The 22,122-nt window shown below is 35.3% G+C and carries 24 protein-coding genes; 17 read left to right on the forward strand and 7 right to left on the reverse strand.

Translation table 11 applies throughout. The features are described 5' to 3' along the window. Nucleotides 1-72: 72 nt before the first annotated feature. Nucleotides 73-1,872 carry an ABC transporter substrate-binding protein gene (locus tag SM124_RS06310; protein WP_322445655.1) on the reverse strand — a complete coding sequence of 600 codons (1,800 nt, stop codon included), beginning with the start codon at nucleotides 1,870-1,872 and terminating at the stop codon, nucleotides 73-75. Nucleotides 1,873-1,982: 110 nt separating this feature from the next. Here SM124_RS06310 and SM124_RS06315 point away from each other — a divergent pair, with 110 nt between their 5' ends. From SM124_RS06315 to SM124_RS06330, 4 genes are all read left to right on the forward strand, one after another. Then, complete coding sequence (locus SM124_RS06315; RefSeq protein WP_322445656.1) at nucleotides 1,983-3,212, forward strand: MFS transporter; 1,230 nt, start codon at nucleotides 1,983-1,985, stop codon at nucleotides 3,210-3,212. Nucleotides 3,213-3,495: 283 nt separating this feature from the next. After that, complete coding sequence (locus tag SM124_RS06320) at nucleotides 3,496-6,111, forward strand: putative bifunctional diguanylate cyclase/phosphodiesterase (protein ID WP_322445657.1); 2,616 nt, start codon at nucleotides 3,496-3,498, stop codon at nucleotides 6,109-6,111. Between the two features lie 123 nt (nucleotides 6,112-6,234). After that, nucleotides 6,235-6,456 carry a hypothetical protein gene (locus SM124_RS06325; RefSeq protein WP_322445658.1) on the forward strand — a complete coding sequence of 74 codons (222 nt, stop codon included), beginning with the start codon at nucleotides 6,235-6,237 and terminating at the stop codon, nucleotides 6,454-6,456. Between the two features lie 249 nt (nucleotides 6,457-6,705). Beyond that, entirely contained in the window at nucleotides 6,706-8,409 is a 1,704-nt protein-coding gene (locus SM124_RS06330) for a methyl-accepting chemotaxis protein (protein ID WP_322445659.1), read from the forward strand. A gap of 46 nt (nucleotides 8,410-8,455) precedes the next feature. Here the strand turns inward: SM124_RS06330 and SM124_RS06335 are convergent, their stop codons facing one another. The 3 genes from SM124_RS06335 to SM124_RS06345 form a co-directional block, all read right to left on the reverse strand. Further along, a complete protein-coding gene (locus SM124_RS06335; RefSeq protein WP_322445936.1) occupies nucleotides 8,456-8,761 on the reverse strand; it encodes a DUF3784 domain-containing protein in 306 nt (101 codons plus the stop codon). 178 nt (nucleotides 8,762-8,939) lie between these two features. Further along, nucleotides 8,940-10,628: a methyl-accepting chemotaxis protein gene (locus SM124_RS06340; RefSeq protein ID WP_322445660.1), complete on the reverse strand. Its 1,689-nt coding sequence runs from the start codon at nucleotides 10,626-10,628 to the stop codon at nucleotides 8,940-8,942. A gap of 277 nt (nucleotides 10,629-10,905) precedes the next feature. Continuing rightward, nucleotides 10,906-11,397, reverse strand: a complete 492-nt coding sequence (locus SM124_RS06345; protein WP_322445661.1) for a sigma-70 family RNA polymerase sigma factor — start codon at nucleotides 11,395-11,397, stop codon at nucleotides 10,906-10,908. 367 nt (nucleotides 11,398-11,764) lie between these two features. On the opposite strand from SM124_RS06345, the gene SM124_RS06350 reads away from it, so the two are divergent. Next, on the forward strand, nucleotides 11,765-12,742 hold the full coding sequence (locus SM124_RS06350) for a M20/M25/M40 family metallo-hydrolase (protein WP_322445662.1): 978 nt from the start codon (nucleotides 11,765-11,767) through the stop codon (nucleotides 12,740-12,742). An 81-nt stretch (nucleotides 12,743-12,823) separates the two neighbouring features. Here SM124_RS06350 and SM124_RS06355 read toward each other — a convergent pair whose 3' ends face one another. Further along, nucleotides 12,824-13,000: a Spo0E family sporulation regulatory protein-aspartic acid phosphatase gene (locus SM124_RS06355; protein WP_322445663.1), complete on the reverse strand. Its 177-nt coding sequence runs from the start codon at nucleotides 12,998-13,000 to the stop codon at nucleotides 12,824-12,826. Nucleotides 13,001-13,720: 720 nt separating this feature from the next. Between SM124_RS06355 and SM124_RS06360 the strand changes: the two genes are divergently transcribed. Continuing rightward, nucleotides 13,721-14,287, forward strand: coding sequence for a competence protein ComK (locus tag SM124_RS06360; RefSeq protein ID WP_322445664.1), 567 nt, complete (start codon nucleotides 13,721-13,723; stop codon nucleotides 14,285-14,287). Between the two features lie 89 nt (nucleotides 14,288-14,376). After that, on the forward strand, nucleotides 14,377-15,567 hold the full coding sequence (locus SM124_RS06365) for a GGDEF domain-containing protein (protein WP_322445665.1): 1,191 nt from the start codon (nucleotides 14,377-14,379) through the stop codon (nucleotides 15,565-15,567). A gap of 76 nt (nucleotides 15,568-15,643) precedes the next feature. On the opposite strand, the gene SM124_RS06370 is transcribed toward SM124_RS06365, so the two are convergent. After that, a complete protein-coding gene (locus SM124_RS06370; protein ID WP_322445666.1) occupies nucleotides 15,644-16,048 on the reverse strand; it encodes an SET domain-containing protein in 405 nt (134 codons plus the stop codon). Nucleotides 16,049-16,372: 324 nt separating this feature from the next. Between SM124_RS06370 and SM124_RS06375 the strand changes: the two genes are divergently transcribed. The 8 genes from SM124_RS06375 to SM124_RS06410 all read left to right on the forward strand — a co-directional run bounded on the left by SM124_RS06375 (nucleotide 16,373) and on the right by SM124_RS06410 (nucleotide 20,873). Further along, on the forward strand, nucleotides 16,373-16,573 hold the full coding sequence (locus tag SM124_RS06375; RefSeq protein WP_322445667.1) for a cold-shock protein: 201 nt from the start codon (nucleotides 16,373-16,375) through the stop codon (nucleotides 16,571-16,573). 106 nt (nucleotides 16,574-16,679) lie between these two features. Then, nucleotides 16,680-16,865 (forward strand): hypothetical protein, encoded by a 186-nt coding sequence (locus tag SM124_RS06380; RefSeq protein ID WP_322445668.1) that lies wholly within the window; start codon nucleotides 16,680-16,682, stop codon nucleotides 16,863-16,865. Nucleotides 16,866-16,915: 50 nt separating this feature from the next. Next, nucleotides 16,916-18,358, forward strand: coding sequence for a DEAD/DEAH box helicase (locus SM124_RS06385; protein WP_322445669.1), 1,443 nt, complete (start codon nucleotides 16,916-16,918; stop codon nucleotides 18,356-18,358). 54 nt (nucleotides 18,359-18,412) lie between these two features. Continuing rightward, nucleotides 18,413-18,604 carry a YwbE family protein gene (locus SM124_RS06390; protein WP_322445670.1) on the forward strand — a complete coding sequence of 64 codons (192 nt, stop codon included), beginning with the start codon at nucleotides 18,413-18,415 and terminating at the stop codon, nucleotides 18,602-18,604. A gap of 56 nt (nucleotides 18,605-18,660) precedes the next feature. After that, on the forward strand, nucleotides 18,661-18,906 hold the full coding sequence (locus tag SM124_RS06395; protein WP_322445671.1) for a hypothetical protein: 246 nt from the start codon (nucleotides 18,661-18,663) through the stop codon (nucleotides 18,904-18,906). Between the two features lie 156 nt (nucleotides 18,907-19,062). Continuing rightward, a complete protein-coding gene (locus SM124_RS06400; RefSeq protein ID WP_322445672.1) occupies nucleotides 19,063-19,479 on the forward strand; it encodes a GNAT family N-acetyltransferase in 417 nt (138 codons plus the stop codon). Between the two features lie 575 nt (nucleotides 19,480-20,054). Further along, nucleotides 20,055-20,393, forward strand: a complete 339-nt coding sequence (locus SM124_RS06405; RefSeq protein ID WP_322445673.1) for a hypothetical protein — start codon at nucleotides 20,055-20,057, stop codon at nucleotides 20,391-20,393. Between the two features lie 123 nt (nucleotides 20,394-20,516). Then, nucleotides 20,517-20,873: a group I truncated hemoglobin gene (locus SM124_RS06410; RefSeq protein WP_322445674.1), complete on the forward strand. Its 357-nt coding sequence runs from the start codon at nucleotides 20,517-20,519 to the stop codon at nucleotides 20,871-20,873. A gap of 51 nt (nucleotides 20,874-20,924) precedes the next feature. Here the strand turns inward: SM124_RS06410 and SM124_RS06415 are convergent, their stop codons facing one another. Beyond that, nucleotides 20,925-21,353, reverse strand: coding sequence for a hypothetical protein (locus SM124_RS06415; protein WP_322445675.1), 429 nt, complete (start codon nucleotides 21,351-21,353; stop codon nucleotides 20,925-20,927). Nucleotides 21,354-21,530: 177 nt separating this feature from the next. Here SM124_RS06415 and SM124_RS06420 point away from each other — a divergent pair, with 177 nt between their 5' ends. After that, nucleotides 21,531-21,725, forward strand: coding sequence for a hypothetical protein (locus SM124_RS06420; protein WP_322445676.1), 195 nt, complete (start codon nucleotides 21,531-21,533; stop codon nucleotides 21,723-21,725). A 60-nt stretch (nucleotides 21,726-21,785) separates the two neighbouring features. Then, complete coding sequence (locus tag SM124_RS06425) at nucleotides 21,786-21,968, forward strand: hypothetical protein (RefSeq protein WP_322445677.1); 183 nt, start codon at nucleotides 21,786-21,788, stop codon at nucleotides 21,966-21,968. Nucleotides 21,969-22,122 lie beyond the last annotated feature (154 nt).

Consider the following 22,122-nt stretch of genomic DNA (forward strand, 5'->3'; position numbering starts at 1 on the left):
GCGAAAGTAGCTTTTCTTAGGAATAACGCAAAATAGCCTTGGCTTACTTCTATCCTGGATCCTCAAACCGTATTAATCTTCACCAACCCCATAATCAATCCAAAGGTCCCGATAATTCATCCACCCAAGCTGATTTAGCGTTACACCCTTTAGGGAGTCATGATGATAGACACTTTGCCTGCTATGAAAGAGTGGCAGTAAGACACGTTCCGCTAATAATACCGCTTCTAATTCTAGTAAAGTGTTTAATCTATCTTCACTATCACTCATTGAAAGAGTCTTCTCAATAAAGCTTTGTTTTATATCTTTTAATCTAGAATCCAAACATCCCCCGACAAACGAATTTCCACGTTGGAACATGTCAATGAGTCCTAAATCAACCGGAAGATCAAATACTTCGCCAGCTGTAATTAGGTCAGCTTGCAGCATGACCTCCATTTTTCCTAAATCAGGAGCGGAGTGTACGACCACTTCTATATTAATTCCGATTTCTGATGCCCGTTTCCTAATCCACTTGGCATTATCTTCGTTGATTTTCATTTCATAAGTAAATAATAGAAGTTTTTCTCCTTTATATCCTGAGCGAACTAAATATTCTTGGGCTAACTTTAATTGATGATCGCAAGCCATGGTTGCAATCCCCTGACCTGGTATAAATGAAAAAGCCGGGGTTTCTCGCAAACCTCCTAATTCGGCAATCATTTGTCTACGGTTTAACACATATTGAAGAGCCGTTCGAAAATCTTTACTATGCTGTGGTCCACTTTTATTCATATTAAAAACGATATAGTTGGCGCCAATTTCCACATTTTTAATCTCACTAAAAGAGGAATTCTCTTCTAATCCGCTCGTTGATAGAGGCATTAGTTGTTCAAACGACATGGTTTCAATCCCGTTATAGTTCGGTATAACCCAAATTTCAATCACATCTAAGGTCGCTCTCTCCTTAAAATAACTCTCATTCGCTGCAAGAACGAGACGAGAGGAGTCATTTTGTTTTACAAAAAAGGGGCCGCTCCCAAGAGGCATCTCGGGTGAAAAATTGGGTATGTGCTTCGGTACGATTGAAAAAGTCGTTCTACTCAAATAATGGTCAAAAATGGAGTTAGGTTTCACTAAATTAATTTGAATTATACGTTCATGTGGAGTTGTGACCTTACATATATCTTCCGTCATCCATCGGTGAGGGGAGTTCGTCCTCGGATTCTGAATTCTCTCAATCGTATATTTTACATCCAAAGAGGTTAACGGCTTACCGTCGTGAAAAAATAACCCTTTCCTTAGATGAAACGTCCACACGGTTTGCTCCTCGTTAGTGAACCAATGATGGCATAAATGTGATTCTATTGAGTGTGTTTTCGAGTTGTAACAGACTAGAGTATCAAAGATTTGCGTGACAATATGGGACTCAGTTCTTCTTGTAGAAAAGGCTGGGTCGAGATTTAAAATCGGCCTATAAAAAGGGAACCGGAGTCGTTCAATGGAATGGAGTTTGTAGTCTTCCACCTGAAAGCCCATTTGCGCATGGAGCCAAGACGAAAAGGATGATAGAACAGAGTTTTCACAAGTAATTGAATCTAAAAACTCATGGGCTCCTTTTAAATTATTCTGTAATACTTTTCTCTTAGCAATTTCTAGAATTAGAGATTCTGGAGCTTGAAGAAAAACCAGTTGTGAAGAATGACCTCGTCCTTTACCAGGAGTCCATTCAATCCATTGCTTTTCGACCATTCGAGAAAGGAGAAAATTTGCGTTTCTTCTAGTGCAGGCAAGTGCATCACTAATTTCATCTAATTTAACGTTAAAGGTTTCTCCAATCATTTGATTCATATAATAATTTTTTAGATTTAAATAATGTTCCTCTATTAACATATATGTCTCCTGAAAAAAGGTGAAATTCGATATTTTCACTTTACACTTTTTTTCATGGTTTAAAAAGATAAAAATATATGTTAAGGGAATTAAAAAAAGGGGAGAAACTTATGTCAGTAGTAAATAAAGAAATATTGGCTACACATAGCCAACCATCTATTTGGAATAATAAAAACTTTTTAATATTATTGTTTTCAGGAACGATTATCGCTGTGGGAAGTAAGGTATATGAACTTGCACTCCCGTTGTTTTTATATGAACTCACCCAATCGTCTGTTACGATGTCGACGATGAGAGGTATTGAGTTTCTTCCTAATCTATTATTTGCTCTAATTATTGGAGTGATTGTGGACCGGGTCAACAAAAAACGTTGGTCCCTTTGGATGACGGCGTTACAGGCTCTTATTTTGGCCATTCTTTACAGTTTAATTGAACTAGGAATTCAGCCCATCTTTCTATTTTATTTATCAGGGTTTCTATTAATGACTTGCAGCTACGGTTACTTTAATGCGAGATTCAGTATGGTAAAGCAAGTGTTACCGAATGAATTACTAACACCAGCCAATGCTTCTTTTTCATTTGTTACAACATTTGTTGGGATTATGGGACCCGCTTTAACCGGTATGATTCTTATGATGTCAGACATTCATCAAGGATTCATATTTACATCAGCCGCTTTTTTAATTTCATTTGTCTCTATGATGTTTCTGGATCACCACGAAGAAATTGATAGAAAGGACACGAATCTTTGGGAAGATTTAAAAGAAGGCTGGAGAGAGTTGAGAAAAAACCGCCCTTTATGGTTCATGACCATTTTAGTCATATTTATAAATTCCACAACGGGTATGGTAGATGCAGTGGTAATTTTCTTTGCGAAGGATGACCTACAATTATCCAATTCGGAAGTCGGGCTTGTGCTCTCATGTGCAGGGTTAGGGGGCTTAGTGGGAAGTGGTTTAGTCACTAGACTCCGGAAAAATTGGTCCATAGGTTATTTACTAGGATGGAGTATTCCTTTTACATCACTAGCCTTTTTATTAATGTTCCTTTCAAACAATCTTTATGTACTAGGATTTGCCCTCTTTTTAGAGGGGGTGTTTTTAACGATTTTTTCTGTATGCATTTGGACATTCAGACAAGAAACCACTCCCGTACATTTGATGGGTCGTATAAGTGGAATAACAGGGTCTATGTTTAAGCTTGGAATGCCATTTGCTATCTTTTCAGCAGGTTGGGTGGCCGATTGGCTGGAGCCGAGTTGGCTATTTTTAGCTGCTTCGATCTTTAATATCCTCATCTTTGCTTTTTTTGTAAAATCGCCTTTGTGGCACTATAAATAAGGCAGTATGAATAAAACTTATAATAAATAGAGACCTTATTCTAACCAGGAATAAGGTCTTTATAGTTTAAATAGTTATAAAGTCTCGTCATTAGAAGAACTGTTCTCTTGTGGTAGGTCAAAACTCCTCTTTAGTAACAGAAATATATCCATAAAATGACACATATGATAAGATATTGTAATATATTTCTATATTAAAATTTAAAATAAATCTTTTTACTACATAATATATATGATTATTGCAAAATCATATGTTTACATATTTCGTCCATTAGGAGTCTTGTATGCTCAATATCAAACAAATCAAAATGAATGAATTGTTTCTTTTAGCCATCCTAATTGGGTTGGTGCTTTTTTGCTCTGCTTATAACTTAACGTTTGTTTATGGAATTACATTTACTTTTACCAGTGTATTTTTATTCTTGATTCTAAGATTGTACGGACTTCCATTAGCCATTCTGTCTGGACTATCTGTATTTTTAGTCATTTCCTATAATTATACTAATATAGCCTATAGTTTAATTTTTCTAACAGAGTTAATCTTTGTAGGTGCTTTTTTCACGAACAGAAAAAAAGCAAAAATGTTTTTTGTCGATGCCCTTTATTGGTTAACCTTTGGATTGTTTGCTTTAATTACTTTCCATTGGAATACATTACAAGGGGCGCCTCTTTATTTCGAGGTTTCTAAGGTGATCATTAACGGACTGTTTAATGTGTTGATGGCCGATATGCTGTTAGCGTACTTTCCTTTTTATCATTTCATTAAAAAAATTAATAAAAATAGTGTGTCTATTCATCAATTTTTGTCCCACTTAACGTTTATCTCTATTCTAGTACCGTTCTTTCTAAGCGTAGCGGCTGGTACATGGAATGCACACGAGTTTAATGAAGAGGAAAGTATTAGAAAAGCAAAAAGTACGGTAAATCATCTGAATAAAGAGTTAGAAAGATGGAACAAAGATGATTTAAAGCATCTTCATGAGCATGTTGACGAGTTAAATGACTTAGTTCTACGTCATAGGATAGAAGAACTGGATATTATAATTATTGACGAGAATCAACGGATGATGGCTTCCACTAATGAAGACATGCAAATACAGCAACCTTTTATTTTAGATGAAATATATGAATTAAAATCTGTTTCCTTGGACTTTTTAATTGCTGTTCCAAAGGACCTTGAGGATGAAATATTCATTAATCAATGGAGTGAAGGGTTCTATTTATATAAGAGCACGAATGAAAATCTAGCAATTTCAATGATTATATCGTTTCCGATTAGTCAATATCAAATGCCGATTTTCAATTACTTCCTAGATCAGCTTCAATTATCTCTTCTGTTTGCTGTATGTTTATTAATTCTTGTACAGGCAGTAAGTCGTATTTTTATGAGGCATCTAGAACAATTAACCACCTCAACGACTGGATTACCACAGAAACTATCAAAATTAGAAACTATCACATGGCCACAAGCTCATGTTTCTGAATTAAGGTTGCTGACGCAAAACTTAATGAAGATGGCTGATAAATTAAAAGAGTTATTTCGAGAAAGTAATGAAATGAATGAGAAGCTTCAAAAACAAACGAATAAGTTAAGGGAGTCTGAAGATCAACTCCATCATTTAGCTTATTATGATATCTTAACTAATTTACCGAACCGTCTTCACTTTCAAGAGTACGTGAAAAACTTAATTGAGACAGAGAAAAACGGTAAGCTTGCGATTATTTTTATTGATTTAAACCAATTTAAACAAATTAACGATACACTTGGCCATGATGCAGGCGATGAACTGTTACAAATGGCTGCGAATCGTTTAAGTCTGTTACATGACGATAAAACGGAAATTTTCCGCCTTGGTGGAGACGAATTTGTTATTGTAAACCATGTGGAAAATCGAACCGAAGTGGAAGGGACGATAAATAAAATACTTGAAGAATTCCAGACTCCTTTTCCCATTCATGGACAATCTTTGTATATTACCTCAAGTGTAGGGGTTAGTATGTATCCAAATGATGGGAAGGACTTGAATACTCTTGTAAAAAGTGCCGATATCGCGATGTATATCTCGAAAGAAAACGGTGGAAATGTTGCGCAGTTCTTTGATGACTCTATGAGAAATCGCTTCAAAGAGAGGTTAGTAATTGAAAATGCTCTGCGGGCAGTCGTGGACAGGGGCGGTTTTGCCTTATACTATCAGCCTAAAACGCAAAGTGGGATAGTGACTAGCATGGAGGCGCTACTTCGTTGGCATGATCCCGAATTAGGAAGCATTTCACCAGCTACCTTCATCCCGATAGCGGAGGAAATTGGACTCATTTTACCAATCGATGAATGGGCTCTTGTTGAAGCGTGTAAACAAAATAAAAAGTGGCAAGAAGAAGGGCTGCTGCGAGTTCCTGTATCGGTGAACCTATCCGCAAAGCATTTTCAACAAGACTACTTGTCTTGTTTGATTGAAAAAGCGCTAAACATTTCAGGATTAGATCCCAAATATTTAAAACTAGAAATTACGGAAAGTGTATTTATTAAAAACCCAGCTCATGTTGCACAAGTGATTGAAAAAATAAAACGTTTAGGAGTACTTATTTCTATTGATGACTTTGGAAAGGGTTATTCCTCTCTCTATCAGCTTCTGCAATTGCCGATTGACGAAATTAAAATTGACCGCCAATTTATTAGCAACATTGATCAAAATGAAAGGAAAGCCCTATTAGTGAAATCAATTTTGGAAATAGCGAAAGGACTTTCTTTAAATGTTGTAGCAGAGGGTATTGAAACAGAAGAGGAAAAAATGTTAGTTGAACAAATTGGTGCCCATGAACTTCAAGGCTACTTCTTCAGCCCGCCTGTTTCACACAAAGAAATGATGAATTTATTAAATATAGAAATTAGAAGCTTGTAGATGAGTAAATGTCTATAAGCTTTTTTTATGTACAATTATTGGTTCTAAATTCTCCCATCCATCCATATTTTAATAGAAAGAAAGCTTGTACCACATACTAAACATATAGGTTAGGTGAGAGAAATGTTTGTTGTATATTATTATGAAAACAGAAATCAATTATTAAATCAGCTACGTAAGCAGGTTCCATCCGTTGGAGAAGACATTCGAATTAAAGGCCGTAAAGGAAAAATAACGAATGTTGAACAAATCGAGGAAAACAAATTTAATGTACAAGTAGCTTTAGAAACCATTAATAAAAATAAGCTGGCAGCAGTTGATAACTCTAAGAAAAAGAAAAGGTAGGATTAAAGCGCACATGTTAGATTCGTCTAATATGTGCGTTTTTTTTGTTAAAAACGGACGTTTCTACATAAATGTGTCTTATTTGTCGAATGGTAAACTTTATAAATATAGTGAAAATAATGAAAATCTATAGTAATCTATTCCTATTCTGTTGTATGATATAGGAACTGATTCCTATATAATAAAGAAAAATAGTCCTAGATTATCTTCTTTTTTTGCAACTAAAGAAAACATCACTTAGGAGGTTCTATGAAAAGCATTAAAGGTAAGATTTTAACAGGATTTGCAATTGTATTATTAATTTTAGTAGCGATGGCCAGTTATAGCTTCATAACAATTAATTCAATAACAGATGATGTAGAGAATATCACCTCGAATGACATGGCCTTTTTAGAGTCAGCTAATTCAATGACCTTTAGCGTGGCCAATCGTGCAAAGATTGCTCGAGATTATATTCTCTTTAACCGGAGTGATTCTAAAACACAATTTTTAGCGGAAACAGAAAAAGCGATTGAAACAGAAAAAATCTTAGAAGAGGCCGTTACAAGTGGTAGAATTTCAGATCAAATAAAAGCTAGCCTACAAGATGCAGATGAAAAGACCACTAAGTGGAGAAAGTTAGTAACCGAAGAAATTATTCCTTTATACGATAGTGGTAGAAAAGAAGAAGCCATTCGTTTGATGGAGGAAAAATGCCTTGCGTATAGTCAGGGAGCTATTGATGCGTGGATCAAGGTAGTAGAACTTCAAAATAACATTACTAAAAAACAAGCGACTGAGGTACAGACAGAGGCAAAGCAGTCAGAAACGTTTATCATTATTTCATCCGTTTTAGCCATCATTTTAGCAATAGTGGTCGCGGTGTATAACGCGGGAAATATCTCAAGAGGAATTGCGATTGTCGTGAAAGGATTAGAAGCAATTGCAAAAGGGGACCTTCAAGGGAAAATGATAGAAGTAAAATCAAAAGATGAAATCGGGCGATTAATTTTAGCATTAAATACAATGGTAGCGAATCTAAAGTCGCTACTAGAAAGAGTATCTGAAACATCCAATCAAGTAGCCGCATCTTCAGAGCAATTTATGGTATCAGCGGAACAGTCTGCTTCTTCAGCTGAGCAAGTGACGACATCTATTCAAAATATTGCATTTGGTGCGGAGACCTCCTCCCAAAGTGCAAATGAAAGCGCGCAAGAAATGAGAGAAATGTCGATCGGTATGGAACGAATTGCCGATTTTTCAAAAGTAGCTGCTAAAGAATCACATACAACAACTAAGCAAGCAGAAGAAGGGAATACCCTTGTGCAGAAAGCTGTTTTCCAGATGCAATCCATCCAGACTTCTGTTGGGGCTACATCTACTTTAGTTTCCGAACTGGGAGAGCGTTCAAAAGAAATTGGACAAATTTTGGGTGTCATAACAGGTATTGCTGAACAGACCAATTTGTTAGCATTAAACGCAGCCATTGAAGCTGCACGTGCAGGGGAACACGGTCGCGGATTTGCTGTTGTGGCAGATGAAGTTCGCAAACTAGCTGAGGAATCAAGACGATCGGCCGATCAGATTGCCGTCTTAATCAACCATATACGAAAAGAGACCGAATCCGCAGTACAATCCATGGATCAAGGGACTAAAGAAGTAGAAGTGGGGACTAGCGTCATTACGGAAGCCGGACAAGCCTTTGGTCGAATTTTACAATCGATTCAACTCGTATCAGAAAAAATGAATGAAGTATCCACATTCTCTGTACAAGCATCTACTTCAGCTCAACAAGTTAATAAAACCGTTAAATCATTAGCTGAAATCGCGCAAAATACATCTGTTAACTCACAAAGTGTGGCCGGCGCATCAGAAGAACAATTAGCCTCTATGCAAGAGGTCACTTCTTCTGCATCCACTTTAAGAGAATTAGCTGGAGAATTACAAAATGAACTTAATAAGTTTCGATTCTAATCGATAAGAAAAACAGCAGGGGTAAATGTCCTTCTGCTGTTTTTCTTTATTCAACCATTTTTATATTTACATAACCTACTAAGATTACATAGCCAATCACCATTATAGGAAAGAGGATTTGAGTATCTGGATGGTCAATAAACGCACCACCTAACATAACCATACCAATGACAAAACTATAGGAACCAATAAGCTTTGCTAACTTTTCTTTGTCCTTAACTCGACTTTGATTATAGCCGGATAGTAGCCAGGTTTGTCTCCTGACACCGACGAAAAATGCTAAAACAAATAAAACAAGGGCAGTGAAAATAAAAATAGGATTTATGATGTTTCCTCTCCTTAGATAGTTTATAAATTAAAAAATGGAAACGGGCTAGTAGATATAATAAGTATACGATATTATCTGGAAAAAAATACAAATATTATATTTGCATTGTAACTTTTATGAGCTAAATATTGAAAATACTAGTAAAATGAAAAGAGCCTATACCTTGTAAGACTTAAGGTATAGGCTTCTAATACTTTATAAATTATAGTTTAAATTTACTAATCGTCATCTGTAGTTCTTCAGCCATTCTGCTTAATGATTCAGCAGATGAAGCAATCTCTTCCATGGAAGCCGTTTGTTCTTCGACAGCAGCAGATACATTTTGAGTATTAGCGGCAGCTTGTTCGGAGATAGAGGATACTGCTTCCATTGATTGTACCATGCCTTGTGAGCTCGCATTAACTTCTTCAACAACAGCTGCAACTTCTTGGCTTTGTTTCGATATTTCCTCAATATAATTAACAATTTCCTTAAATGATTCACCTGTTTCCTTTACGGATTGTAATCCTAGTTGAACCGATTGTGTTCCATCGTTCATAGAAGAAACGGCTTTATCAGCTTCATGTTGAATTTCTTGAATAAGACCACTAATTTGGCCGGCTGCTTGCCCCGATTGTTCGGCTAGCTTACGAACTTCATCAGCTACAACCGCGAAGCCTTTACCTTGCTCTCCTGCACGGGCTGCTTCAATGGCAGCATTAAGAGCTAGAAGATTGGTTTGATTGGCTATTTCTGTAATTAAGCTTACAATATTACCAATCTCTTGAGATTTTTTGCCTAAAGAGTTAACAACAGAAGCAGTTGTGTCAACTGTTTCATGAACTTCTTTGATTTGTTGGATTGTTTGAGTAACCACTTCTGAACCTAGCATGGCCTTCTCAGTAGCGCTTACAGTAGTGTCTGCAACAGATTGGATAGAAGTTGCTACTTGGTTCATACCATTTGAAATTTCAACTACAATACTGTTTGCTTGTAAAGCACTTTCCACTTGTTTGTCAGAACCAGCCGCCACTTCTTGAATTGAATTCGAAATTTGTTCTGTTGCTCTTGTTGTTTCAATAGAACTAGCGCTTAATTCCTCTGAAGTAGAAGCTACATGCTCTGCGTTTGTTCTAACTTGGTTAACAATTTCTCTTAAATTATTGGACATAACATTAAATGAATGAGCTAAATGACCAATTTCATCCTTGTTTTTTATAACTAGATTGTTACTAGTGAGGTCACCAGCTGCAATTTTATCAGCAGATTTTGATATTTGAACTATCGGTCGACTAATGTTTCGGCTGATAAAGAAGGCAATTATGGAACCTGTTAATAATGCCAAAACACTTAACAGCAATAATTGAGTTTTAGTATTTTCAACATCTCCATTAACTTGTTCACTACCTTTATCGACTAAATCTTGTTGAATGGTCAACATTTCAAGAAGGATTTCGTCCATACGCTGTACAACAGGTCCAATGTTCTTAGTAGCAGTGGCGACTTCCTCGTTTTTATTTTGCTTTTTTAATTCAACTACTTGTAAAAAAGTACCAGAGTATTGCTCATGATTCAGAGTAAGTTCTTCAATTAGAAGATTCATTTTATCAACATTAATAATAGCATGTAAATCTTGAGCAGCTTTTGAAAAATGATCCATCGACCCTTTATATGTATCCAGATTTTGATCTAAGCCCGTTAATAAATATCCACGAGCATGATATTGTTGGTCTTTTAAAGTCAGTTGTAATTCTTTAATAAGATTAATTTTACTTACTCGGTCCTCAAGTAAATCGGTGTAAACATTATCCACGTTCGACACCTGATAGAAACCAAGTCCTGCAATCCCCGCCATTAATATTAGAACGGAGTAAAAGCCCATATACATTTTCTTCATGACAGTAAGTTTCATAGATTTTGCTTCCTTTCATATTGAAATTCACGTTCCATACTTATGTCTGTCTCTGATGGGATGGTATATAAAATAAATATAATGACAAAGCGTGACAATTATCACTGCAAAATTGTACAATATGTGACAAAGTGCCCAATACATTTTTACCATAATATGAATAGAAGGTGCAATATAAAGTTTTTGAATGATTGGATAAATCCATGAAAAACAATGAGAAAGACGAATTCCTTACCACAATTTTTAATGGTAAGGAATTCGTCCACGGTAAATGACTTTAATTAAATTCATTTCCGTATTTATTACTAAGCTTCTGAACAGCCCCTTTCCGCCATGCTTTTACGGCCGAGACTGACACACCCTCAACTTCTGCAATCTCCATTTGTGATAAGTTTCCAACAGCAGTGTAAAGAACCCATTTAAGCTGATTCCTTGTTAGATTTAAGCCAGTACAGTAAGACATTATTTTATTGACTTCATTATGTTCTCGCTCATCTTCAATCAACTCCCAGAATTCTTCAGTAGGGTATACATTTCTATCCTCAAGGTTTTTTTGTCTACTCAACTCATTCAGAAGCCGACCTTTTATAAACGAATAGGCATAAGTAGAAAATTTACTCTTTCCTTCAATATAACGTTCCTTAGCTTCCCATAATGCGATAAGGCCAATTTGATAAAACTCGTCCTCATTTTTATAGATATGCAAGTTTTGTATAAGTTTATAAATCATCGCCTGATTCTCTCTTACTAACTGGTCAAAACGCTCCATGACTCTTCCTTCTAGAAAGCGCGCTTGCTATTGTATTCCCGGGTAAGACAAACATACCGAGTTCACACGATTTAGACGAATGGAAGAAAATGAACTTTTTAAACGTAAAAGGGGAGAGTTTTCTTAAAATTCCTTAGGAGAAAAGAAAAAATTAAAGGGTAGTTTAGACGTTTTTTTTTTAAAAGTGTGCCATTTTCGCACTATTTGCAAAAAAATAAGACCTTTACCAAAAAAAACAGGGATAACAGAATGCTAACCACCTTCCAAAGGAAAGTCATAGGCATGTTTTGAATGTAACAGTCTGTTTTTTAAAGATACAGAATATAATGGTCGAGTAACGTAATCTCAGGTTGGAAAGGGGAATAGCATGAAAAGAAAGTTATCATTTTCGCTGATTGCCATGCTTTTTGGTCTACTTTCAGTTTTGGGAGGAGTCTCAGCACAAACCACTACATATGACCCCTCATTAGTTCATAAAAATGGTGCCATGGCTTATGAGCATATGAATTATTTGGCTTATGAGATTGGGAAAAGAGTAGCCGGTTCTGAGAATGAGAGAAAAGCAGAAACGTATATTAAGAGTCAGTTTGAACGTATGGGGTTTAAAACGGAGGTTCAAGAATTTAGTTATACTAGAAGAGGTACAGCCTACAATTCTTCAAACATAGTTGCATATAAACCTGGTAAATCCACTAAACAAATTATCGTAGGTGCCCATTATGATTCAGTAGACAAGGGACTTGGAGTTGATGACAACGCATCAGGTGTCGGTGTCATGCTTGAAGTAGCTGAAGTACTGAAAAATGTGAAAACACCTTATTCAATTGTCTTTATTGCGTTTGGAGCAGAGGAAGTGGGACTGCAAGGATCCAATTTTTATGCGAACCAAATGAGTAAAACAGAAATCGACAATACGGTAGGAATGATTAACTTAGACAGCCTTGCTGTTGGGGATAATATGTATGTGTATGGAAGTGAAGGTGAAGACGGTTTTATCCGTGATCAAGCTCTTGAAATTGCTAAAAAGAAAAAGTTGAATGTCGGAACGAATCCCGGCCTGAATCCACACTATCCGGTAGGTACTACGGGTGACTGGAGCGACCATGCACCTTTTAAAGATAAAGGTATTCCGATTGGCTATTTCGAGGCAACAAACTGGGAAATTGGAGACAAAGATGGATACACTCAAACAGAGAAGCATGGTAGTATTTGGCATACGTCAAATGACACGATTGATTTTATTGAAGAAAAATTCCCTGGCCGAATTGAAGAGCACCTTTCCACTTTTAGTATTCTATTAACAGATCTTCTGAAATTTATGAATAAGACTAGTACAGCAAAATAAACAAAGAGGAGTGCGCCTTCTATAAAAGTGAAGGACACTCCTCTTTGCGTCTATTAAAATCCACTATTTTCGTTGGAAAGATTATTGGTTTAGAACTTTCTTCTGATAGAGAACGATCAACACATCAAGTTCCTGACTTTTTTGAATGGTGAATGGGTGTAACAGACCATATTGAAGACCAAGTTGAATTAAACCTTCCCTCTCACGCTGGATTTGTTGCTGTAAATCGGTCAGTGTTATATCTAAAGCGACTTCCATTATTCCCCACCTGCCATTCTTTTCTCCTATTATAAATGGGAATAAATAAAAAAAGTGTGTCTCTTTAGGCAAATTTGTGACAATCTAGTAAACCTATCAACTCGGACCCTGAGTTTAACCTTACTTGAAATATGTTGATTTACCTTATTTATAAGTAATATTTGGAATATTGAAAACTTTATGAATTTATGTAAAAAGCTTAAAAAGTCATAATAAAGGGTTGAATGAATGTATAATATTGCATTTATTCTTATGAAAATAAGTAAAACAACATACGGAAATATATAATTATAACTACAATTTTTTACTTGTCAATAAGTCTATTAGATAGGGATTTCAGGATAGATATATACCTATCAATTTTTTTGAAATTATAATTTACTAAATATAAGGTTTATTGCATAATAATGTAAAAGGAGTGAGATATTTGTCAAAATATCAGGTCTACAGAATCATCCTCTCATCCTAAACCATCTAGGTACGCAACCCTCCTGTTGTTTCGCTTACATTCTGCAACTTGTAACGACCTCATGCTAAATCATTCAACCATCCATCACAGATCAATTTTAATTACGAATATCATGTTATTAAAGAGGTGACCCGTTCTATGTGAATAAGACAAGCATGAGTGCAATTATTAGAAATACTCGGTTCAAATAAAAACTCTTATTGGGAAAGAAAGGTTTCGACAAAATATTTAATTATTAAGGGGGACTAAATATGAATACATTCGGTGGGGTACTTACTAAGAATACGATGGCGGTTTCATCTCGTTATGATCAATGTGGGAATCTAACTTCTTTAGTGTTTGATAAAAAGGGCAAGCATAAAGTAGATAAATCTTCTAAAAAATTGATCGAAGATACGTTATTGTTTTTTGCTGAATCTTTTGAAGGAGCGGTTAAAGGAGCAAAATCTGTTATAGGAAGACACCATATGCCGCCAATAGTTATTTGTGCTGCTTTAAACATGTACTGGTTCCCCACGCACTCCCCAGACAACGATGAATGCACTTGGTTCTCACTGGCACATATCGCTAGAGTAATACCACTGGATGCACAGCACTGTAAAGTTATTTTTAAGAACGGTGAATCTATATTAGTCAATATGAAGTCCACTAGACTTGAGGCGAAACGAAATCTAGCGGCAAAGCTGAAAACCATTGTCGACGACAGATGTCACATTAAAAGAACTTTTTTATTTTTACCAGACTCAGGAATGATGTGTGTAAGTGATAATAATGATCCCTATATGACTTCTGAGGAGGAAAATCATCATAAAGGGTAATATAAAAGTTCACAAAATCTACTATTTTAGTAACACCCAATATTATCTAAGTCTGTTATAATGAGGTTTATTTGTTCGGATTTTCTTAAATGAACAGGCTTGGTGATGTTGTGGATTTACTGTTGGATATGAAGACGATTTTTATTACTCTTGTTGTAGGACATTTTTTTACAGTTATCCTGATTAGTTCCTACTGGAGAAACCATAAAAAAGATTCGGTTTTTAATACCTTTTTTATTGCAAAGTGTTTTCAGGGGATTGCTTGGTTATTGATCACAATACGTGGGGGGATACCTGATATCCTTACCATTTCATTGGCAAATACTCTCCTTTTTCTTGGATCTTCTCTTGAAGCTATTTCCATTATGAAATACCTAAAGAAGTATGACTATAAAATGAAAAGACTGTATGTATTCTTTACGATTAATAATGTTGTTGGCTTTCACCTAATAATAGTGATGAATAATAATGAAAGCTTAAGGGTTGCCTTTGCTTCTTTTGGTTCATCGATTGTACTCGTGATTCCGGCTTATTACTTATTTGCTAGAAAGAACTCTACTTTACTATTAAAGATCATGGGTTGTCTCTACTCATTAGTGATTATTTTCTTGACGGCTAGAGGAATAGCTGCACTCCTATCCAATCAAACAATGGGCATTTTCACACCGGGAATCATTCAAACTTTTTCCTTCTTGTCTCTCTATCTTGTCATGATCTTAGGGAATACAGGGTTTATTTTATTATTAAAGGAAGAAGCGGATGAGGAATTATACCGTTTAGCAAGCTATGATGATCTAACTAGCATATTAAACCGTCGAACCTTTATATTACATACGAAAGATCTTCTAATAACATGCGCAAAAAATAATAAACCAATATCCTTACTCCTTTTTGATATTGATTATTTTAAAAAGATTAATGATCAATATGGTCATGAGGTAGGGGACCGAGTTTTACAGGACCTTTGTCATCGAATAACCCCATTAGTTGGCACTGAAAACTTATTCGGCCGATATGGTGGAGATGAATTTGCCATCATTCTTCCTGAAATGAATGAGAAAAAAACACTGGAGTTCGCCGAAAGAGTAAGGACATGTACAAGAATGGATAATGCAGAATTACCTGTCACTTATACACTTAGTATTGGAGTTTTGACGATTGTTCCAACTGAATATACACAGTTAGAGACTTTATACATTGAATGTGACAAAGCGCTCTATTCTGCCAAACAAAACGGTAGAAATCGTGTCTATCAGGGTCAGTATGAACAAGCCATCTAAGGCGTTATCCTTATTAGGGTATTATAAAAAAAAGAAGGCGCTAACCCTCAGTAGGTTAGCGCCTTTAAACGTAGATTTATTCTTCATCTTTATCCGATTCTTCTTCATTTTTATTAAACCAAAGCGGATCCATATTATCTTCTTCACCATTATAGTTGATGAAAACCTCTTCGCCCGCTTTAATATCCTTATAAGCGTAGTAATCAAAAGTATGGTTATCGAAGTTAATTTCATAAGTGGCATTCGGATCATAAGAATGGTTAAACAGCATCCCATATCCAAGTAAAAATGCTGTGTGGTTAATACCGTATTCAAAAGCATAGTCAGCTAGCAATGTCTTTTCAATATGCTCATGCTGCTCGTTCGGGTATGGAATTACAGGTGCTTCGTGAATCAATTCACCTTTTTTAATATCACGCGTCGCAAATACTCCTCTATTATGTTCACCATCGCTGACAGTAGATGTCTTTATCTCAAGCATGTTTTTTCTCCTATTCATTCACAGTATGTTTGTTTTTATATTATCCATGTAATAGTACTATTACAATAGGAACTCACCTTTTACTATTGAAAAAATAACATTACATAATTTCCCTTGACCTGTCTATCATATCATATATTTTTACACTCGTCCTAAAAATGATTTATTGCATTTGCTTTTTGTAGATTTGTCTGTTATGATTAAGAAGTTATTTTTGTTCGGTCTGTAAGGAATGAATGAGTATTTAAACTTTTCGCCTTTGATACCTAATTGAGCATTAATAGTAATAAAATGTGGAACAATTCCACGCAGGAGGATACAAACATGCAACAAGGTACAGTAAAATGGTTTAACGCAGAAAAAGGTTTCGGATTCATCGAGATGGAAGGCGGCGGCGATGTATTCGTTCACTTCTCAGCTATCCAAGGCGAAGGATTTAAATCATTAGACGAAGGTCAAAAAGTAACTTTCGAAACAGAACAAGGTCAACGTGGACTTCAAGCTGTTAACGTAAACAAAGCATAATTGCTTTTGGGACTCTATTTTATAGGGTCCTTTTTTTGTGTTTAAAGAATGGTCATTTTATTCGGTAAAAATGACAAACTAAAACAGAAGGGGTTGATATCTTGCCATGAAATATTTCAAGTCTCAAATGAAACAGCTTGTAAAAGACCATCCGGATTTGCAGAGTCGATTAAAAGAAATGATTCAAGAGCATGGATTAGAAAAGAATTTCGCACTAAAAGCGTTGTACCATTCAGTAGTAGCTGATGGAGGGAAGTATCAAACAGCCTATCAGGCACTTGATTCAAAATAGAAATAGGTTTGTCCTAGTATAGTGAGAAATTTAATAAACGAGGTTATAAGATGAGTGTAAACTTTGAGGATTATAAACTAAGCGAAGAAATTACAAGGGCCCTTGGTATTTTAAAATATGAAACGCCAACCGAAGTTCAAAGGGAAGTAATTCCTAAAGCATTGGAAAATCAAGATCTTGTTGTAAAGTCTCAAACGGGTAGTGGGAAAACGGCTGCTTTTGCGATTCCTGTTTGTGAAAACATCAATTGGGAAGAAAAAAAGCCACAAGTCATTATCCTTACACCAACACGTGAGCTTGCCGTTCAGGTTCGAGAAGATATAACGAATATCGGCCGTTTTAAGCGTATAAAAGCACTGGCTGTATACGGGAAGGAACCTTTTTCAAAGCAAAAAGAAGAACTCAAGCAAAAAACTCATGTGGTTGTAGGAACACCTGGTAGAATGATGGACCATATTGATAGAGGTACATTAGATTTAGATGAAATTAAGTACCTAATTATAGATGAAGCAGACGAAATGTTAAATATGGGGTTTATAGATGAAGTGGAAGCGATTATAGAAGAACTCCCAACAAACCGTGTAACCATGGTGTTCTCTGCTACTCTCCCGCAAGATGTCGAGAACCTCTGCCATGAATATATGAACAACCCTACTCATGTTGAGATTGAAACAAGTGGTGTAACAACGAATACAATTGATCATCACCTAATTGAAGTAAAAGAGGAAGATAAAATTGCACTCCTTAAAGATGTAACAGTTGTTGAAAACCCTGATAGTTGCATCATTTTCTGTAGAACAAAGGAAAATGTGGACACGGTGTTTGCTGAATTAGACGAGGCAAATTATTCTTGTGAAAAACTTCATGGTGGACTAGAGCAAGAAGATCGCTTTGCTGTTATGGATGGATTTAAAATGGGGAATTTCCGCTATCTTGTAGCAACAGATGTGGCAGCAAGAGGAATTGACGTGGATAATGTAACCTTAATTGTCAATTATGATGTACCAATGGAAAAAGAAAGCTATGTTCACCGTACGGGAAGGACCGGCCGAGCAGGGAACAAAGGGACCGCTATTACCTTTGCTACTCCATTCGAAGACAAATTTGTGAGAGCCATCGAAAGATATATTGGCTTTGAAATTCCGAAGCTGGAGGTTCCAACGCAAGAGGAAGTCGAAAAGGGAAGAGAAGCATTTGAAGAAAAAATCAGTGGCCGCAGAGTTGTAAGAAATAACAAAACCGCTCGAATCAATAAAGAAATCATGAAACTTCATTTTAATGGTGGAAAAAATAAAAAGCTTCGGGCAGTAGATTTTGTTGGGACCATTGCAAAAATTCCAGGAGTGACGGCAGACGATATAGGGATTATCACCATAAAAGATAACTTAACTTACGTTGATATACTAAATGGAAAAGGTTCAGTTGTTATTCAAGCCTTAGAAAATACCCCTATAAAAGGGAAAAAGCTAAAAGTTAGCCCGGCAAAAAAATAAATCGTAGGGGATGATTACAACCAGTAGTCATCCTTTTAAAAGGGAGGTATCAACATGCTTGGAACAAAAAGAGAAAATATTAAAATAGGTTCAAAAGTAAGAGTCGTTCAAAAACAGGACCAGCGTACAGGGAAATTAACAGAGGGGATGGTTGCTAGAATCCTGACAAACTCCCCTAATCACCCTCATGGGATCAAAGTGATGCTTGAAGACGGTATCGTAGGGAGAGTAAAAGAGATATTATAAACATTTAGTAACTTTTTCTTCTATTAAATAGTCTATATTATAAAAGGAGAGGGACTATGAAGAAAAAAGGTACATATATATTAATCATTTTATTATTGCCCCTAATATTTTTCACCGTAGACTTTAGTCTTGCTAAAAATAATAAGCCTCCCATTTTCGCCATAAAAACCGCTATGTACAAAGATGGTGGCACAAAAGCATATCAAGGCCTAGGATATAAAGTCGTTGATTATAATCAAATGGACGGAAGGAAAGACGTTGTTTTTATTTCACCCTTTATAAATTGGGGTGAACCAGAATAATCTTAAAATTTTTTTACTGAGCATTACTGAAAACAGTAATGTTTTTTATTATACAATCTTTATTAGGAGTCAACCTACTTTTATTCTTGAATATATGGGTAAAATTGGGTTATAATTATAGGAACACAAGTTCGCTTTTTGTTTAGGGGTGTTTCCATGCAGATTGTTATAGCTCAGTCGAATCTTACGAGACAAGTAGAGTCCTTTTTTAAAGATAATATGGATATTTCGAACAGTGGGATATACTCCCAAGAGTTTCTCTGTCCTCTAGGAATACGCGCATCCGTTAGAAGAAAACAAATGATGGTTGCAATGAAAGACAACGCAATCATCGGTGCTGTTCGATTTTACGAGAAAAAGACAACTAAGAACATCTCTCTTTATCAGTTTGCTATACAAAAAAGTTACCGTGGTACAGGCTTATTAAAAGAAATGCTCAAACAAATTAACCAAATGCCGATCCATGCAAAATGTCCGGTAGAATCAGACTTCAACCAATTTTATCGTAAGAATGGATGGGTTCTTTTAGAAGAGGGAGAAGTTTTGAACGAGTGGGTATTGTGTAACTCATAGAATAGTAATCTGGAATTTTTTAAAAAGTGAGGATGATAGCTGTGTACAAAGTTAATCCGAAAAAGATTCATATTATCGGTTCTGTTGGTAGTGGTAAAACCAAAAAATTATTTTACAAAAACTAGGATTAGAAAAGTCAAACTACAAGCCAACGTTTAAAATATTTCTAACAATGTTCAAATGGAATAGATATTTTGAAAATGTTGGGAAACCAAACTTCTTCAATAAGTTTGGTAAATATAAAGGTAAAATCGTGGTTGCAAGAAAAAAGAAAGATATATATTTATACTTTGAGCAAAGTAAATACTTTTGCTCTTTTGTTTGGTTGTTCGGCGAAAAATGTCGAAAAAACGATATTTCGAAAAATTCGATGATATATGTAGAAGATTCGATGATATATATAATAAAGTGATGATATCACCCTTCAAATCGATGATATCCTAAAAAAGACTATACTTAAATAGAAGTAAACATACATCTATAGCCTCGTATATACATGATTTCCTCATGATTACTCCAACATTTGGTTATAATAGCTAATACATTTAAGGATTCTTTTCGTTAGGAGAGTAATTATGCCAAGAAAGCCTGCAACTGCGAATATGGATGAGCCGGAAATAGAAACATTTGAACAAGAAACTACTAAAAAACCAGCTTCCACTGTTCACAATGAAGATGAAATAGAAAAATTAAATCGGTTATTAGGAGTAGTCATGGAATACCTTTCTGATGATGAGGTTGAAGAAATTGACATCGAATATCTTTTGAAGAATACAGAAGGGTTAAGAGAATGGTGGGACCAATATCGAGAAAGAAATCGAAAGCAAATTGAGGAAGAAATAAAAAAATCACTAGGTGAACTATCATTAGAAGAGCTCGAAAGTATTCGAGAGAAAATAAAAGAAAAACAGTAAAGATATTTGTCGATTTTTTTGGAAAAAATACTGTTAATGTGATTTACATCACAACAAGGAAAACAGTTACATAATATAATACCTATGAGAATAGTGAGAAACACAACAGAGGAGGACTATTAAATGGAAAATTTATATGAAAAATTTGGTGGAGAAGGTACAATTTCTAAAGTGGTAGACTACTTTTATGAGCTAGTTTTAGCAGATGAGTCTGTTAATCACTTTTTTAAAGATACGGATATGGAAAAGCAAAGAAAGCACCAAACGAAATTTATTAGCTTTGCATTAGGTGGCCCAAATCAGTACGGTGGAGCATCCATGGCAAAGGCACATGAAGGAATGAATATTCAACCAGAACACTTCAACTCAATTGCGAAACATCTTCATGATGCATTAGCACATTTTGGAGTAAGTGAGGCAGATATTGACCAAGTATTAACAAAGATTTCAACATTAAAAGATGACATCATCTATAAATAATTACATAGCGTTTAAAAAAATGACTCCTTTACATAATGAAAGGAGTCATTTCTATTTATTTAAATCAACGAGTTTTTCACCAGTTAATAACTCGTAAAGGATTGAAGATTGTTTTTCAGTTAATTGTGAATATTGATTTGACAGATGGGTACTGATTTCTAGCCGATTCTTTTCAGGACTTATCCAAATATAGAAATATACTTTTTTGGCTTCAACATTAGGATTATTAGAATGAAAGCTCACTTGGAAATTGTGGGGGCGAGACATACTCACTTTAGCATCTTCCCATTTTGTATCTTTGTAAAGAATTTGTCTAACTTGTTCAACTTTTTTCTTTTCCGTTATCCTTCTAAACTCCTCATACTTCTCCTCCGTACCTACTTGTTTTTCCACCTTTACGAATTGATCTAAAGGGTCATATACATTTGAGCATCCAGAAATGAACATGAATGCGATAAAGCATACAAGAAATCCCCTCAAACTAGACACCTCCTTTTCGTATTTGACGGAAAAAAATTCTAAAAGTTTCAACTAAAAAATATTCCCTTGAATCTATGTGGTAAAATAGTCCAAAAAGGGCTCTAACTAGAACTAGTAAATAAGTGAGAAAATACCTTTTAAGGAAATAGTAAAACATATAAGAGGAGGTTATCACTAATGCATAAAAATTTATCAACATTCCAAATCTATCTATCTGCATTTCTAGCTATCATTATGTTTCTACAATCCTACAACTGGTGGACGGAAGAGAAGTTAGTTTTAGCTATTTTCTTTTTAAGTTTGGGTATTATCAATATAGTTATAATCTCAATTTGGTTATTTGGTAGGAATAGGAGTTATAAAAAAAGCTGAAACCTTTCTATACACTTAAATGTATGAAATGTAAACGTATACCGTTTAGAGGTGATGAATATGAATAAAAAAACAAGAGCATTAATTGGTATGATTGGGAGTTTACTTCTCTGTTTGGTGGGAATCTATCGTTTAATAGAGCTGCCACCTGCTGCTTATATATCATTTATTACAGTTGTTTTCGTAGTGTCTGGAGCGATTGGTGCCATAGCGAATTTTATGGTGTTAAGAAAGCTGAATTAACTAGTTGTCTTTTTAATCGAACTTAACAGCAAGTTTATCTTAATATTTGGCTGCCCTCCATCTAATCTAGGGCAGTTTTTTTGTATTCTTAAAATTTTTTTCTGCTAAATAATAAAAAAACTGTAAGATTAATGAAGATACTTCGTCTTATTGT

The organism is Robertmurraya mangrovi (assembly GCF_034427655.1).
In the GTDB taxonomy this organism is placed as follows: Bacteria; Bacillota; Bacilli; order Bacillales; family Cytobacillaceae; genus Robertmurraya_A; species Robertmurraya_A mangrovi.